This is a genomic window from Brevundimonas sp. GW456-12-10-14-LB3, from assembly GCF_059424365.1.
Genome location: NZ_JBWKZJ010000005.1, coordinates 16744 through 31569 on the forward strand (window position 1 = coordinate 16744; position 14826 = coordinate 31569).

At 67.4% G+C, this 14826-nt stretch carries 12 protein-coding genes; 7 read left to right on the top strand and 5 right to left on the bottom strand.

Features of this window, described 5'->3' with window-relative positions:
- Genes sufC through AC07XS_RS03720 form a run of 5 tightly spaced genes read left to right on the top strand, consistent with a single transcriptional unit; the run spans position 1 to position 3778 of the window.
- Positions 1-762: a Fe-S cluster assembly ATPase SufC gene (sufC, locus tag AC07XS_RS03700; RefSeq protein WP_182713656.1), complete on the top strand. Its 762-nt coding sequence runs from the start codon at positions 1-3 to the stop codon at positions 760-762.
- The gene (gene sufD, locus AC07XS_RS03705) at positions 759-1781 is read left to right on the top strand and encodes a Fe-S cluster assembly protein SufD (protein ID WP_182713636.1); all 1023 of its coding nucleotides are present in this window, start codon (positions 759-761) and stop codon (positions 1779-1781) included. The genes sufC and sufD overlap by 4 nt, the downstream gene beginning before the upstream one ends.
- On the top strand, positions 1760-2998 hold the full coding sequence (locus AC07XS_RS03710) for a cysteine desulfurase (protein WP_182713635.1): 1239 nt from the start codon (positions 1760-1762) through the stop codon (positions 2996-2998). The genes sufD and AC07XS_RS03710 overlap by 22 nt, the downstream gene beginning before the upstream one ends.
- A gap of 4 nt (positions 2999-3002) precedes the next feature.
- Positions 3003-3392 (top strand): SUF system Fe-S cluster assembly protein, encoded by a 390-nt coding sequence (locus AC07XS_RS03715; RefSeq protein WP_182713634.1) that lies wholly within the window; start codon positions 3003-3005, stop codon positions 3390-3392.
- The gene (locus tag AC07XS_RS03720; protein ID WP_182713633.1) at positions 3392-3778 is read left to right on the top strand and encodes a HesB/IscA family protein; all 387 of its coding nucleotides are present in this window, start codon (positions 3392-3394) and stop codon (positions 3776-3778) included. Before AC07XS_RS03715 ends, AC07XS_RS03720 begins: the two co-directional genes overlap by 1 nt.
- Positions 3779-3784: 6 nt before the next feature.
- Here the strand turns inward: AC07XS_RS03720 and AC07XS_RS03725 are convergent, their stop codons facing one another.
- Complete coding sequence (locus AC07XS_RS03725; protein ID WP_182713632.1) at positions 3785-5515, bottom strand: cytochrome c biogenesis protein DipZ; 1731 nt, start codon at positions 5513-5515, stop codon at positions 3785-3787.
- A gap of 148 nt (positions 5516-5663) precedes the next feature.
- Between AC07XS_RS03725 and parC the strand changes: the two genes are divergently transcribed.
- Entirely contained in the window at positions 5664-7877 is a 2214-nt protein-coding gene (parC, locus tag AC07XS_RS03730; RefSeq protein ID WP_182713631.1) for a DNA topoisomerase IV subunit A, read from the top strand.
- Positions 7878-7901: 24 nt separating this feature from the next.
- On the opposite strand, the gene AC07XS_RS03735 is transcribed toward parC, so the two are convergent.
- Together AC07XS_RS03735 and AC07XS_RS03740 are read right to left on the bottom strand one after the other, a co-directional pair.
- Positions 7902-8639 (bottom strand): arginyltransferase, encoded by a 738-nt coding sequence (locus AC07XS_RS03735; RefSeq protein ID WP_182713630.1) that lies wholly within the window; start codon positions 8637-8639, stop codon positions 7902-7904.
- A gap of 114 nt (positions 8640-8753) precedes the next feature.
- On the bottom strand, positions 8754-9653 hold the full coding sequence (locus AC07XS_RS03740; RefSeq protein WP_182713629.1) for a flagellar motor protein MotB: 900 nt from the start codon (positions 9651-9653) through the stop codon (positions 8754-8756).
- A 122-nt stretch (positions 9654-9775) separates the two neighbouring features.
- Here AC07XS_RS03740 and AC07XS_RS03745 point away from each other — a divergent pair, with 122 nt between their 5' ends.
- Complete coding sequence (locus AC07XS_RS03745; RefSeq protein WP_494732650.1) at positions 9776-10636, top strand: NAD(P)-dependent oxidoreductase; 861 nt, start codon at positions 9776-9778, stop codon at positions 10634-10636.
- Positions 10637-10654: 18 nt separating this feature from the next.
- Here AC07XS_RS03745 and AC07XS_RS03750 read toward each other — a convergent pair whose 3' ends face one another.
- Positions 10655-12874 (bottom strand): S9 family peptidase, encoded by a 2220-nt coding sequence (locus tag AC07XS_RS03750; RefSeq protein ID WP_182713627.1) that lies wholly within the window; start codon positions 12872-12874, stop codon positions 10655-10657.
- 75 nt (positions 12875-12949) lie between these two features.
- Positions 12950-14734 carry an acyl-CoA dehydrogenase gene (locus AC07XS_RS03755; RefSeq protein ID WP_182713626.1) on the bottom strand — a complete coding sequence of 595 codons (1785 nt, stop codon included), beginning with the start codon at positions 14732-14734 and terminating at the stop codon, positions 12950-12952.
- Positions 14735-14826 lie beyond the last annotated feature (92 nt).

Genomic DNA, 14826 nt, shown 5'->3' on the forward strand with positions numbered 1-14826 from the left:
ATGCTGACTATATCCAACCTCCACGTCTCCGTCGGGGACAAGCCGATCCTCAAGGGGCTGACGCTCGACGTTCCCGCCGGCGAGGTGCACGCCATCATGGGGCCGAACGGGGCCGGGAAGTCGACGCTGGGTTACGCCCTGTCGGGCCGGCCCGGATATGAGGCGACTGAAGGCGCGGTCGAATGGGCGGGCGAGGACCTGCTGGCGCTGGAGCCGGCGGAGCGGGCGGCCAAGGGCGTCTTCCTGTCGTTCCAGTATCCGATAGAGATTCCCGGCGTCCCGGCCCTGACCTTCGTGCGGACGGCGCTGAATGCGCAGAAGCGCGCGCGGGGCGAGGAGGAGGTGGCGGCGCCGGCCTTCCTGAAGCTGGTCCGCGAGGCGTCCCGAAGCCTGAAAATGGACTTCGACATGCTCAAACGTCCTTTGAACGTCGGCTTCTCCGGCGGAGAGAAGAAGCGGATGGAGATCCTGCAGATGGCCCTGCTGGAGCCGTCGCTGCTGATTCTGGACGAGACCGATTCCGGCCTGGACATCGACGCCCTGCGGATCGTGTCGGAAGGGGTGAATGCGCTGCGGTCGCCGGATCGCGCCATGCTGGTCATCACCCACTATCAGCGCCTCTTGGACTATATCAAACCGGACCGGGTCCATGTGCTGGCGGGGGGGCGGATCGTGGCCTCGGGCGGGCCCGAGCTGGCGCTTCAGCTGGAGGCGGAGGGGTATGACAAATATCTCCCGCCGGTGCTTGAGGGGGCGGCGTGAGCGCGACCTTCGCCATCGACCTGACCGACGCCTCGACCTTTCCGTCGCGGCGGACGGAAGCCTGGAAATACAGCGATCTGAAGCGCTGGCTTCGCGAGGCGCCTGAGCCTTCGGGCACGGCGGCGGTGGGCGCGCCGGGGCCCTTTTATGACCTCGGCGGCGAGGCTGTCGTCTTCGCCAACGGGCGGGCCGTGGGCGTAACGGACTTCATCGCCTCGGGCGAGCAGACGCTGCGGCTGCGCTACATCTCCGACGCCGTGGGAACGGGTCATACGGCGAGCGCGCGGGTGGCTGCGCGGGCGGGCGCCAAGCTGCTGCTGCTGGAGACGCATGAGGGCGCGGGCTCGGCCTATGTCGCCCACAATACGCTGGAGCTGGATGTGGCGGCCGGGGCCGAGGTGACGCGCGTCGTCCTGGTCGAGGAGCCGGAGGACGCCATTTCCGTGTCCGAGGCCCATGTGAAGGTCGAGGCGGGCGGCGTCTATCGCCAGACCGTCATCGCCACCGGAGCCAGGCTGCAACGGATCGAGACCCGGATTTCCCACTTCGCCCAGGGCGCACAGGTCCAGGCCGACGGTCTTTATCTGCTGAACGGATCGCGCCACGCCGACCTGACCAGCGTGGTGCGGCACATGGAGCATGACGGCGCGACCAGCCAGCTGATCAAGGGCGTGGCGCGCGACACGGCGCGGGGCGTCTTCCAGGGCAAGATCGTGGTCGAGCGCGGGGCCGACGGCACGGATGCGCGGATGGGGCACCACGCCCTGATCGCCTCCGAACGGGCCGAGATCGACGCCAAGCCGGAACTGATCATCTACGCCGACGACGTGCAGTGCGCCCACGGCAATACGGTCGGGGCGTTGGACGAGAGCGCCCTGTTCTACATGCAGCAGCGCGGGGTTCCGGCCGAGGAAGCGCGCGCCCTGCTGACCCAGGCCTTCCTGATCGAGGTCATCGACCGGATCGAGCACGAGGGCGCAAGAGAGGTGGCGCGGGAATGGCTGACGGCTCGGTTGTGACCCTGTTTGATCCCTACGCCGTCCGGGCGCAGTTTCCGATCCTGTCGCGGCAGGTGAACGGGAGACCGCTGGTCTATCTGGACAACGCCGCTTCGGCCCAGAAGCCGCGCGCGGTGATCGACGCCCTGGTCGTGACGATGGAGGGCGGATACGCCAACGTCCACCGCGGTCTGCACACCCTGTCGAACGAGGCGACCGAGGCCTTCGAGAAGGCGCGGGAGATCGTGGCCCGCTTCCTGAACGCCGAGAGCCCCGAACAGGTCGTCTGGACCAAGGGCGGGACCGAGGCGATCAATCTGGTGGCCAACGGGCTGGGGTTGAGCATCGAACCCGGCGACGAGATCATCGTCTCGGAGATGGAGCATCACTCCAACATCGTGCCCTGGCATCTGCTGCGCGAACGGCGCGGGGCGGTGATCAGATGGATTCCGGTGCTGGACGACGGCTCTCTGGACATGGCGGCCTATGCCGAACTGCTGGGACCGAGGACGCGAATGGTCGCGGTCACCCATATGTCGAACGTGCTGGGCACCATCAATCCGGTCGCGGAGATCAGCCGCCTGGCCCATGCGGCGGGCGCTCAGGTGCTGATCGACGGCTGCCAGGGCGCCGTCCATGCGACGCCGGACGTTCAGGCCATCGGCTGCGACTTCTATGTGCTGACGGGTCACAAACTGTTCGCCCCGACCGGCATCGGCGCCCTGTATGGCAAGGCCGAGGCGCTGGAGGCCCTGCCGCCCTATCAGGGCGGGGGCGAGATGATCGAGACGGTCGAGACGGACCGCGTGACCTACGCCAAGCCGCCCCATCGGTTCGAGGCGGGGACGCCGCCCATCCTGGAGGCCATCGGCCTGGGCGTGGCGCTGGAATGGCTGGCGCAATACGACCGGACGTCGGTTCAGGCGCATGAGCATGCGCTGTACCAGCATGCGGTTGATCGCCTGCGGGGGCAGAACTGGCTGCGGATCCTGGGGCAGGTGGAAGGCAAGGGCGCGATCCTGACCTTCGCCGTCGAGGGCGCCCACGCCCACGACGTGGCCCAGATCATGGACCGTTACGGGGTGGCGGTGCGGGCCGGACTGCACTGCGCCGAGCCGCTGGCGAAAAGAATGGGGGTGACGTCGAGCACCCGCGCCTCCTTCGCCCTATATAACACCGTGGAGGATGCCGACGCCTTCGTGGATGCGCTGATCAAGGCGCGGAACTTCTTCGTATAACGCCATGACAGACGACCCTATTCAAGACAGCGACGCCTTCAAGGAAGCCTGGGCCGAGCCGCAGAAGAGCGCCCTGTCTCAAGCCGAGCTGGACAGGCTGACTGAGGATCTGATCGGGGCGCTGAAGACTGTCTATGATCCGGAAATCCCGGTCGACATCTATGAGCTGGGGCTGATCTACCGGGTGGACGTCAATGACGACCGCGACGTGGTGGTGGACATGACCCTGACTGCGCCGGGCTGTCCCGTCGCCGGCGAAATGCCGGGCTGGGTCGAGACGGCGGTGGAGAAGGTGGAGGGCGTTCGCAGCGCCAAGGCCAATCTGGTGTTCGACCCGCCGTGGGACGCCTCCAAGATGAGCGACGAGGCCAAGCTGGCCCTGAACATGTTCTGATGAGCGAACTTCAAACCACATCCCGTCCCCGCCGCCCGCGCCCCAAGGTCGTGACCCTGACGGACGCCGCCGCCGCGCGCGTGCGCGAAATCCTGGACAAGGCCGACAACAGCCACATCGGCCTGCGGATCGGGGTCAAGAACGGCGGCTGCGCAGGCCAGGAATACACCTTCGCCTATGCCGATGAGATCGGCCCCCTGGACGAGGTGGTCGAGGACAAGGGGGTCACCATATTGATCGAGCCCAAGGCCGTCCTGTTCCTGATCGGCACCGAGATCGACTATGAGACAACCCGGCTGGCCTCGAAATTCGTGTTCAACAATCCCAACCAGACCGACGCCTGCGGCTGTGGCGAGAGCGTCACCATCGTGCCGGCGGCGGGCTGAGCCGAACTAGCCGAAGGTGAAGGCGAAGACCTGGGCGCCGGGGTCCAGGAATTCGATCTCGAAGGTGCGTTCGCGCACCGGGCCGGCTTGGCGAACCAGCTGATACAGCCGCTGGCGGTCGATGCGGCCCTGGCCCTGGGCGTCGATGTCCGATCCGGCGTCCGATCCCGGCGCGGCCCCGTCGATCCGGACCCGGAAGCGCACCCCGGCGTCGCCTTGCCCCGGCCCCATGACCAGATGCAGATCCCGCGCCTTGAACCGGAAGGTCAGGCGTCCGCCCGGCGCCGTCAGGGCGGCGTGTTCCCGCGTCACCCGCCAGGGGCCGGTCAGGCTCCAGTCGTTCAGCCGCAAGGCCGCCGGCCCATAGGTCTTGACGGCGTCGCGCGCGAAACCACCGGGCGAACGGAAATTCTCGGCCCTGGCGTAGCCGACATAGGTCTCGGGCGAGGCGAGCTGGGCCATGTCGGCGGCGGCCTCGGTGCCCTGGGCCTGGACCTGCACCAGGTCGGAAGCGACGTCGGCGGCGCCGGCCTCCTTCAGCAGTTGCTGAATGACCCGTTCGGAGCCGTCGTAGTCGCCCTCGCCGAAATGGTGGTGGCGGATCCGGCCCTGGGCGTCGATGAAATAGTGGGCGGGCCAGTACTGGTTCTTGAAGGCGCGCCAGACGGCGAAGTCGTTGTCAATGGCCACCGGATAGGCGACCCCGAGACGGGCGACGGCCTCGCGCACATTGGCCTCGGACTTTTCGAAGGCGAACTCGGGCGTGTGGACGCCGATCACAACCAGTCCCTGATCCTTATATTTTTCGGCCCAGGCGCGGACATAGGGCAGGGCGCGCAGGCAGTTGATGCAGGAATAGGTCCAGAAGTCGACCACCACCACCTTGCCGCGCAGTTGCTCGCGGGTCAGGGGCGGCGAGTTGATCCAGGTCGTGGCGCCGGTCAGGGGCGGCATGACGCCCTCGACCGGCAGGTTGTTCAGGTCGGCGGGGGCGGTGTTGGTCGGGACGCCGCGGCCGACCGTCGTCAGCAGGGCCTGTTCGAGCCGTCCCGTGCCGGCGGCCGAAATCCGGGTCAGCAGGCCGGTGTCCATGCCCAGAGCGATGGCGGCGACCCCGACCAGAACCAGAACCCCCAGGCCGCGCCGCACCCATTCGCCGACGCCCAGGGCGCCCTTCATGGCCTTGAACACCCGCCCGCCCACCAGCAGGGCCAGGGCCAGGGAGGTGGCGGCGCCGGCCGCATAGGCCAGCAACAGGACGGTCGAGCCGACGCCGGCGCCCTGCAAGGCCGCGCCGGTCAGGATCAGCCCCAGGATCGGCCCTGCGCAGGGCGCCCACAGCAGCCCCGTCGCCACGCCCAGCAGCAGAGATGAGCGGATGTCGCCCTGGTCGGCGGAACCGCGCTCGGCGCGATCGGTGAGCCACGACCCGGCCGCCACGAAGGGCCGCATCAACCGGTCCCCGACGGCAGGGATCAGCAGGCTGAGGCCCAGCGCCGCCATGACCGCAAGGGCGATCCATCTTCCGACCTCATTGGCCCGGACCGCCCAGCCGCCGCCGAGCGCCGCCAGACTGGCCACACCCGCAAAGGTCAAGGCCATGCCGACCAGGAGGGGCAGGCCGTTGCGGACGAACGGTCGATCCGCCCGAGCGAAGACGAACGGTAGGACGGGCAGGATGCAGGGGCTGACGATCGTCAGGACGCCGGCGAGATAGGACAAGAGGAGCAGGATCATGCGGGCGCCCGATGCGGGTGGAGTTCTCCACATACGAAGCCGGGCGGCCTTCGGTTACCCCGCCGACGACATTATCTCCCACAGATAGACGACCTGCCGGTCTCGAACGGGCTAGACTTCGCGCTTCCGATCCCCGATTCGCTGGCCCATGACGATCCACGCTCCGCCGCCGGAAGGCGGCCGTATCATTGACGAGCCGATGGAGACGGCGCTCAGCCGTCGCTATCTGGCCTACGCCCTGTCGACCATCACCAATCGCGCCCTGCCGGACGTGCGCGACGGGTTCAAACCCGTGCACCGGCGCATCCTGTACGCCATGCACCAGATGCGGCTGAACCCGCAGGCGGCGGCGCGCAAATGCGCCAAGGTCGTCGGGGAGGTCATGGGTGGATACCACCCGCACGGCGACGCCTCCATCTATGAGGCCCTGGTCCGCCTGGCCCAGGACTTCGCCCAGCGCTATCCCCTGGTCGACGGCCAGGGGAATTTCGGCAATATCGACGGCGATAGCGCCGCGGCCATGCGCTATACCGAGTGCAAGCTGACCCCCGCCGCCGTCCTGCTGCTGGAAGGCATAGATCAGGACGCGGTCGATTTCCGCCGCACCTATGACGATCAGGACGAGGAGCCGGTCGTCCTGCCGGCCGGTTTCCCCAATCTTCTGGCCAACGGGTCTTCGGGCATCGCCGTGGGCATGGCGACCTCGATCCCGCCGCACAATGTCGGCGAACTGATCGACGCCTGTCAGCTTTTGCTGGACCGTCCGGAGGCGACCACTGACGAGCTGGTGCAGTTGGTCCCCGGACCCGACTTCCCCACCGGCGGCGTGGCTGTCGAAGGCCGCGCAGCCATTCTGGACGCCTATGAGACGGGCCGGGGCGGGGTGCGGCTGCGCGCGCGCTGGGAGACCGAGGACCTGGGCCGCGGCGTCTGGCGGATCGTCGTCACCGAAATGCCGTACCAGGTGCAGAAGTCGCGCCTGATCGAGGCGCTGGCCGACCTGATCGAACAGAAGAAGGCCCCCCTGCTGGGCGACGTGCGCGACGAGTCGGCCGAGGACATCCGACTGATCCTGGAGCCCAAGAACCGGACCATCGAGCCCGAGATGCTGATGGAGAGCCTGTTCAAGCTGTCGGATCTGGAAGTCCGCTTCCCGATCAATATGAACGTGCTGGACGCCGACGGCACGCCGCGCGTGATGGGGCTGAAAGCCTGTCTCAAGGCCTTCCTGGATCACCGGCGCGAGGTGCTGAACCGCCGGTCGCAGTGGCGGATCGCCCGGGTCGAGAAGCGGCTGCACCTGCTGGAAGGCCTGCGCATCGTCTTCCTGAACCTGGACGAGGTGATCCGGATCGTCCGCGAGGAGGAACAGCCCAAGGCCGTCCTGATCGCTCGCTTCGGCCTGACCGAGGTCCAGGCCGACTTCATCCTCGACACCCGGCTGCGCCAGCTGGCGCGTCTGGAAGAGATGACGATCGAGAAAGAATTCAAGGAGCTGTCGGAAGAACTTGCCAATCTGAAGGCGCTTACGTCGTCGGAAGGCAAGCAGTGGAAGGCTGTTTCCAAAGAGCTTGAGGCGGTGCGCAAGGCGCTGATCTCGCCGCGGCGCACGACGATGGGCGAGGCGGTCGACGCTTCGGCCTTCGTGGCTCCCGAGGCCTTCATCCCGCGCGAGGCCATCACCGTCATCCTGTCGGAGCGCGGCTGGATCCGCGCCGCCAAGGGTAAGGTCGAGGACCCGTCGGAGCTGAAGTTCAAGGAAGGCGACAAGCTGGCCTATCTGGTCCCGGCCTATACGACCGACAAGCTGCTGGTGGGGGCGTCGGACGGGCGGATCTTCACCATCGGGGCCGACAGGCTGGCGTCCGGTCGTGGGCATGGCGAGCCGCTGCGGCTGATGATCGACCTGGACGAGAAGGCCGAGATCATCAACGTCCTGGCGCACCAGCCGGGCGGCAAACTGCTGATCGCCTCAAAGGCGGGCTACGGCTTCATCGCGCCGGAGGACGACACCCTGGCGCAGAAGCGGGGCGGCAAACAGGTGCTGAACGGCGAGATGCTGGCCATGCTGCGCGTGCCGACCAGTCCTGTGGGGGATTACGTCGCGACGATCGGCGAGAACATCAAGACCCTGATCTTCCCCCTGGCGGAACTGCCCGAAATGGGGCGCGGCAAGGGTGTGAAGCTGCAGAGCTTCAAACAGGGCGGCCTGGCCGATGTGACGGTCTTCAACGCCGAACAGGGGCCGGAATGGGCCGACGGCGGCGGACGGCGGCGCAACTGGCCCGACTGGAAGGACTGGCTGGGCAAGCGCGCCGGCGCCGGTCGCCAGGGGCCGAGGGGATTGCGGAAGTTCAGATAGGACGGCGCTGCTTCGGGGTGCGAGTCAGGCTTCCAAACGGCTCCAGCCGAGCTTGCCCAGCACCTCGAGGGGGCGGAAGTCCGCCTTGTAGTCCATCTTCTCCGAGCCCCGGACCCAGTAGCCCAGATAGACGAAGGGCAGGCCCACCTGGGCCGCCTGACGTACATGATCGAGTATGGCGAACCGGCCCAGGCTGCGGCGGTCAAGACGCGGGTCGTAGAAGCTGTAGACCATGGACAGGCCGTCTCTGAGCAGGTCCGTCAGGGTCACGGCGACCAGGTCGCCGGGGCCGCCGTCGTCGGACGGCAGGCGGTATTCGATCAGATGGGTGCGCACGGCCGTGTCCTCGACCATGGCGACATAGTCGAGCCAGCCCATATCGCTCATGCCGCCCAAAGGGTGGCGGCGGGTCAGATAGCGGCGCAGCAGCTGGAACTGTTCGGTCGTGGCCTCGGCCTCGACCAGGGCGCGCGTCAGGTCGGCGTTGCGCGCCAGAACCTTGCGCTGGGAGCGGCTGAAGGCGAAGTCCGGCACAGGCAGGCGGACCGAGACGCAGGCGTCGCAGGCCTCGCAGGCCGGGCGATAGGCGATGTTCTGGCTGCGGCGGAAACCCGCCAGGGTCAGTTCGTCATTGACGTGGGCGCCGTCCGAAAAGGGGAGGTTTGCGAACACCTTCCGTTCCGTCTTGCCCGGCAGATAGGGACACGGGGCGACCGAGGTCATGAAGAACCGGAGCTGGCGTGTCGGCACATGTTGGGTCACGACTCTAGGTCCGCACCCGATCTGGCCCAAAATAGGACGGTCTGACGCTCATGCCGCGATTTGGCGCGATTGGGCGCTCGGCCGCAAGCGCCAAGGCGCCACAGCCGCTCAGGATCACAGCGAGGTGTCCATAGGCAGGACCGGGGCCTCGCGCAGCAGGACGATGGCGATGCGGCGGTTGCCCGGCAGGCTGGGATCGTCGGGATAGAGGGGGTCAGAGCCCGCCTTGCCGGCGACCGAATAGACCCGATCGGGGTCCACGCCCGCGCTTTGCAACACGAGCCGCGAGCCGTTGGCGCGTTCGGAGGACAGGCTCCAGTCGGCCGGGCCGCTGGCGCGGTTCGAGCCCGGCGTGGCGCTGGTGTGGCCGGTGATGGAGATGCGGTTGGGCAGCTGGTTGATCACCTTGGCGACGGCGCGCAGCAGGATCTGGGCCCGCGCATTGGGTCGGGCCGAGTTGTTGTCGAACATGGACCGGCCTTCCTGGTCCACCAACTGGATGCGCAGGCCCTCGGGCGTCTGATCCACGATCAGCTGTTTGGACAGTTCGGCCAGTTCCGGCATGGATTGCATGGCCTGGCGCAGCGATTCCGCCGCACTGGCGAACTCGGCCGCCTCGCGCTTCTGGATTTCGGCCTGCAGGGCGGCGTCGCTGGCGGAGGCGAGGTTTGAGCTGGGGCCGGTGTTGGTCGTCTCCGGCGGGGCCTCAGGGGCCAGCTGTTCGATGACCGACTGCGAGCCGGAGCTCTTGGGTCCGTCGTCGCCCAGCGCCGTGCCGCCCAGAAGACCGCCCGAGCCGGAGGTGGTTTCGGACACGCTGGCGGGCGCAAAATATTCGGCGATGCCCTTCTTCTGCTCCGGGTCGGTCGTATTGATCAGCCACATCAGCAGGAAGAAGGCCATCATGGCCGTCACGAAGTCCGCATAGGCCACCTTCCAGGCGCCGCCGTGGTGGCCTCCGCCCGAGACCTTTTTCACCTTTTTGATGAGGATCGGACGATCGCTCACGGACATGGACGCACCCCGGCAAGTTCGCGGCAGTGTGGCGCGGCAAGGTTAACCGCCCGTTGACCCGCAGCCTGGGTTGAACCCTTGTCCGACCCAGCCTAGTCCAGGATGAAGCACGGGAGCCTGCCATGAAGATCGCTTTCGCCGGCCTGGGGGTCATGGGCGCCCCGATGGCGCGTCACCTGGTGAACGCCGGCCATGAGGTCGTCGGCTTCAACCGCACCCAGGCCAAGGCGCAGGCCTGGGCCGAGGCCGTGGGCGCGCGGGCGGCCGCGACCGTGTCGGAGGCGGCGCAGGGAGCAGAGCTTTTCATCCTGTGCGTCGGCAATGACGATGACGTGCGTGCGGTCGTGACCGAGGCCCTGCCGCACCTGGCCGAAGGGGCGGTCATCGTGGATCACACCACGACCTCGGCCCGGCTGGCGCGGGAAATGGCCGAGGCGGCGGCCGAGGTCGGGCGCGCCTTTATCGACGCTCCGGTCTCAGGCGGTCAGGCGGGCGCCGAAAACGGCCAGCTCAGCGTCATGGCCGGCGGCGACGCCGAGGCTCTGGCTCGGGCGGAACCGGCGCTGAAGGCCTATTCCAAGGCGATCAAACATATGGGACCGGCGGGCTCGGGCCAGCTGACAAAGATGGTCAATCAGATCGCCATCGCCGGCGTGGTCCAGGGACTGGCCGAAGCGGTCCATTTCGCTCAAGTCGCCGGCCTGGATACGGACGCCGTCTTCGACGCCGTGTCCAAGGGGGCGGCCCAGAGCTGGCAGATGGACAATCGCTGGAAGACCGCCGCCCAGGGCCGGTTCGACTTCGGCTTCGCCGTCGATTGGATGCGAAAGGATCTGGGCCTGGTTCTGGACGAGGCGCGGTCGAACGGGGCGCGCCTGGCCCTGACGGCCCTGGTCGATCAGTTCTACGCCGAGGTCCAGGCCATGGGCGGCAATCGCTGGGACACCTCCAGCCTGGCGGCGCGGCTTCAGCCCAAGAGCTGAAGCCGCCGGTGCGGCGGGTTAAGCCGTCTCCCAGCCCTTTTCGATCGCCCAGACTGCGAAGGCGTAGTCGTGGGCGACCTCCTTCAGATAGTCGAACCGGCCGGCGGCGCCGCCGTGGCCGGCCTCCATATTGATCTTCAGCAGGACCGGCTTGCCCGAGGTGGTGGCGGGCCGCAGCTTGGCGACCCACTTCTCCGGCTCCCAATAGGTCACCCGTGGATCGGACAGGCCGCCCGTCGCCAGGACGGCGGGATAGGCCTGGGGCTTCACCTGATCATAGGGGCTGTAGCTCATCATATAGTCGTAGGCGTCCGGGTCCTCGATCGGATTGCCCCATTCGGGCCATTCCGGCGGGGTCAGCGGCAGGGAGGTGTCGCTCATCGTGTTGATCACATCGACGAAGGGCACCTGGCCGATGATCCCGGCCCAGAGGTCCGGCCGCATATTGTTGACGGCGCCCATCAGCATGCCGCCGGCCGATCCGCCCTGGGCCACGATGTTTCCGGCCGTGGCGTAGTTCTGCGCGATCAGATGTTCGGCGGCGGCGATGAAATCGGTGAAGGTGTTCTTCTTGGTCATCCGGCGGGCGCTGAGAAACCAGCCCCAGCCCTTGTCCGATCCACCCCGGATGTGGGCGATGGCGTAGATCCAGCCGCGATCCACCAGCGACAGACGATTGGTCGAGAAGCCCGCCGGCATAGGGATGCCGTAGGAGCCGTAGCCGTACAGCAGCAGCGGGGCCGAGCCGTCGATCGGCGTGGTGCGGCGGCGCAGGACGGTGACAGGCACCAGTTGACCGTCGGCGGCGGGGGCGTTCAGCCGTTCGACCACATAGTCTTCGATATTGTGGCCCGACGGGATTTCCTGGGTCTTGCGCAGCGTGCGTTCCCGCGACGCCATGTCGTAGTCATAGGTCTGGGTCGGGGTGGACGGCGAGTTGTAGCTGTAGCGGGTCGTCGTGGTGTCGAACTCCGACGCGCCCGACAGCGACAGGGCGAAGGCCGGTTCATCGACGGCGATCGCATGTTCGGCCCCGGCGCGATCGCGGATGATGATGCGGGTGTTGGCGTCGGCCCGTTCCTGGCGCGCCAGATGATGGCGGGTCAGGTCCATCCCCTCGATGAAACGACCCGGCGTATGGGGGACGAGATCCGTCCAATGCGCCCTGCCGGGCGTTTCGGTCGGCGCCTGAACGATCTTGAAGTCGATGGCGTCGTCGGCGTTGGTGCGGATCACCCAGCGGTCGTCCCAGTGATCGACGTCATAGCGGACGGCGACCTGGCGCGGCTCCAGAACGACCGGCGCAGCGGTCGGGTCGTCGGCGGGAATATAGCGGGCCTCGGACGTCTCCTGGTTCTGGATGCCGATGACGATGAACCGGTCGTCGGCGGTGCGGCCGACGCCGATGAACATGCCGTCGTCTTCCTCCTCATAGACCAGGGTGGTTTCGCCGCCGCGCGCCGGACGGCGGAAGATCTTGTCCGGCCGTCCGTTGTCGTCGCGATTGGTCCAGAAAATCCACCGGCTGTCAGGCGAGAAGGTGAAGTCGCCGGTGGCGCTCTCGATGACCTCGGGCAGGACTTCGCCGGTCGCCAGATCCTTGACGTAGATCTTGTGCACCTCGGACCCTTGCGCGTCCTCGGCATAGGCGAACAGGCTGTGGTCGGGGCTGTGGGAGGCGGCCGAGACTTCCGAATAGGCCTTGCCTTCGGCCAATTCATTGGCGTCCAGCAGCAGTTGGGGCGTCGGGGCCGTGACGAAGGTCTTCGTCACCGGTCGGCCGTCGACCATCCAGGTCCCCTGGCGTTCCACGCGCATGTAGCGGGGATGCTGGTCGCCCGTGCGGTACTCGACATAGTAGGTCCAGTCGCCGTCAGGCGCGGGGACGGAACTGTCGTCCTCCTTGATGCGGCCGCGCATCTCCTGGAACATCGTCTCCTGCAAGGGCAGGGTCGAGGCCATCATGGCTTCGCGATAGGCGTTTTCGGCCGTCAGATGCTCTTTGACTTCAGCCTTGATCAGGGTCGGATCGCGCAGCACCGCCTGCCAATTGTCGTCCTTCATCCACTGGTAGTCGTCGGTGCGGGTCCGACCCAGCTGTTCGATGACGACGGGGATTTTCTTGGCGACAGGGGGTTGGGGCATCGAGGCTCCGGAAGACTGGCGGGCGAGGGCGGGGGAGGCCGAGGCGGCCAAGGCCGTCGCAGCGGTGGACAGGAGGATTTGGCGTCGGTTCATGGTCGGCTCCCGGGCGTACGGATGCGACCTTGGGCGTTCGGGCCGCTCAAGGTCAAATCAAGATCGCGTCGGGCGTCAGCCCGCCAGGGCCTCGACCGTCATCCGTTTCAGCAGGTCGCCGCCCTGGCCCACGGCCGCCAGACGGCTGGAGACATGGCCCAGAACATTGGCGGCGTAGAGTTCATAGAGGTCCAGCTTGCCCTGCAGCCAGACGGGATCGCCGTCGGCGGCGTCCAGCCGCGCCTTGGCGGCCAGCGCCCCCTTGGCCAGCATCCAGCCGCCGATCACATCGCCCAAGAGCTTCAGATAGGCGTCCGCCGCGGCCAGGACGTCGGCCGCCGCATCCGGGTCGGCCTTGCGGTCCAACAGCCAGAGGGTGGCGTCCTCCACCGCCTCGACGGCCGTGGCGAACCGTTCGACCGGCTTGCCGGCATAGAGGCCAGAGAGGTCGGCCAGCGTCGTCTTCATGTCGGCGATCAGGGCCTTGGCCGCCTCGCCCCCGTCCATCGACAGTTTGCGCCCGACCAGATCCATGGCTTGGATGCCGTTGGTGCCCTCGTAGATCGGGGCGATTCGGGCGTCGCGATAGTATTGAGCCGCGCCCGTCTCCTCGATGAAGCCCATGCCGCCATGGACCTGGACGCCCAGGGAGGCGACTTCGCATCCGACGTCGGTGGACCAGGCCTTGGCGATGGGGGTGAACAGGTCCTCGCGGGCCTTCCAGCGGCGGCGCGCCTCTTCCGTTTCGGCATGACGGGCCAGATCGGCGGCGACCCCGGTCGAAAGGCACAGGGCGCGAGCGGCTGCGGTCTTGGCCTTCATCACCCCCAGCATCCGGCGCACGTCCGGATGATCGAAGATCGGGGCGTTGGCTTCTCCGGTCCAGACCGACCGACCCTGGCGGCGGTCCAGCGCATAGGCCAGGGCGTGCTGATAGGCGCGTTCGGCGATGCCGACGCCTTCGACCCCCACGGCCAGGCGGGCGGCGTTCATCATGACGAACATATGGGCCAGGCCCTCGTTCGGACGTCCGACCAGTTCGGCGCGTGCGCCCTCATAGGCCATGACGCAGGTGGGCGAGGCGTGGATGCCCAGCTTGTGCTCGACCCCGACGGGACGGAAGGCGTTGCGTTCGCCCAGGCTTCCGTCGTCCTTGACGAGGAATTTCGGCGCCAGGAACAGGCTGATCCCCTTGGGTCCCTTGGGCGCGTCGGGCAGGCGCGCCAGGACCAGATGGATGATGTTGTCCGTCGCGTCGTGATCGCCCCAGGTGATGAAGATCTTCTGACCGTGGATGGCGTAGGTTCCGTCGCCGTTCGGCGTCGCCGTCGTGATCAGCGAGCCCAGGTCCGACCCGGCGCCCGGCTCGGTCAGCACCATGGCGCCGGTCCATTCGCCGCTGACGAGCTTGGTCAGATATGTCGCCTTCTGCTCTTCCGTGCCGACCTGCTCCAAGGCCTCGATGGCGGCGAGAGACAGCATTGGACACAGGCCGAAGGCCATGTTGGCGGCGTGGACGGTCTCATAGGCCGCCAGCTCCAGCGCCTTGGGCAGGGCCTGGCCGCCCGCCTCGACCGGCGCCGACAGACCGGTCCATCCGCCGGCGGCGAACTGGCGATAGGCGTCGGCGAAGCCGGGAGCGGCCGTGACGGCGCCGTTGGCGTAGAGCGAGCCCTTCTGGTCCCCGATGCGGTTCAGCGGGGCCAGCACCTCCTGAGAAAACTGCCCGGCCGCCTCCAGAACGGCTGAGGCGACGTCGGAATCGTAATCCGGAAAGGCGCCGGTGGCGGCGACGTCCGCCATGCCGGCCACGGCCTCCAGGGTGAAGGCCAGATCACGAACGGGGGCGCGGTAGCTCATGGGTTTCCTCAATGTCCTTTCCGGCTTAAGTGCCTCGCCGAAGCCCCCCGTCGCAAGAGAGACTTGGCGCAGGCGGGGCAGTCGGGGCACAG

Bases quoted from the DNA above. Each gene is read 5' to 3' on its own strand.
- AC07XS_RS03710 (WP_182713635.1), top strand. From the start codon at position 1,760: ATGGCTGACGGCTCGGTTGTGACCCTGTTTGATCCCTACGCCGTCCGG.
- AC07XS_RS03755 (WP_182713626.1), bottom strand. From the start codon at position 14,734: ATGAGCTACCGCGCCCCCGTTCGTGATCTGGCCTTCACCCTGGAGGCC.
- AC07XS_RS03745 (WP_494732650.1), top strand. From the start codon at position 9,776: ATGAAGATCGCTTTCGCCGGCCTGGGGGTCATGGGCGCCCCGATGGCG.
- AC07XS_RS03725 (WP_182713632.1), bottom strand. From the start codon at position 5,515: ATGATCCTGCTCCTCTTGTCCTATCTCGCCGGCGTCCTGACGATCGTC.
- sufC (WP_182713656.1), top strand. From the start codon at position 1: ATGCTGACTATATCCAACCTCCACGTCTCCGTCGGGGACAAGCCGATC.
- AC07XS_RS03750 (WP_182713627.1), bottom strand. From the start codon at position 12,874: ATGAACCGACGCCAAATCCTCCTGTCCACCGCTGCGACGGCCTTGGCC.
- AC07XS_RS03715 (WP_182713634.1), top strand. From the start codon at position 3,003: ATGACAGACGACCCTATTCAAGACAGCGACGCCTTCAAGGAAGCCTGG.
- AC07XS_RS03740 (WP_182713629.1), bottom strand. From the start codon at position 9,653: ATGTCCGTGAGCGATCGTCCGATCCTCATCAAAAAGGTGAAAAAGGTC.
- parC (WP_182713631.1), top strand. From the start codon at position 5,664: ATGACGATCCACGCTCCGCCGCCGGAAGGCGGCCGTATCATTGACGAG.
- AC07XS_RS03720 (WP_182713633.1), top strand. From the start codon at position 3,392: ATGAGCGAACTTCAAACCACATCCCGTCCCCGCCGCCCGCGCCCCAAG.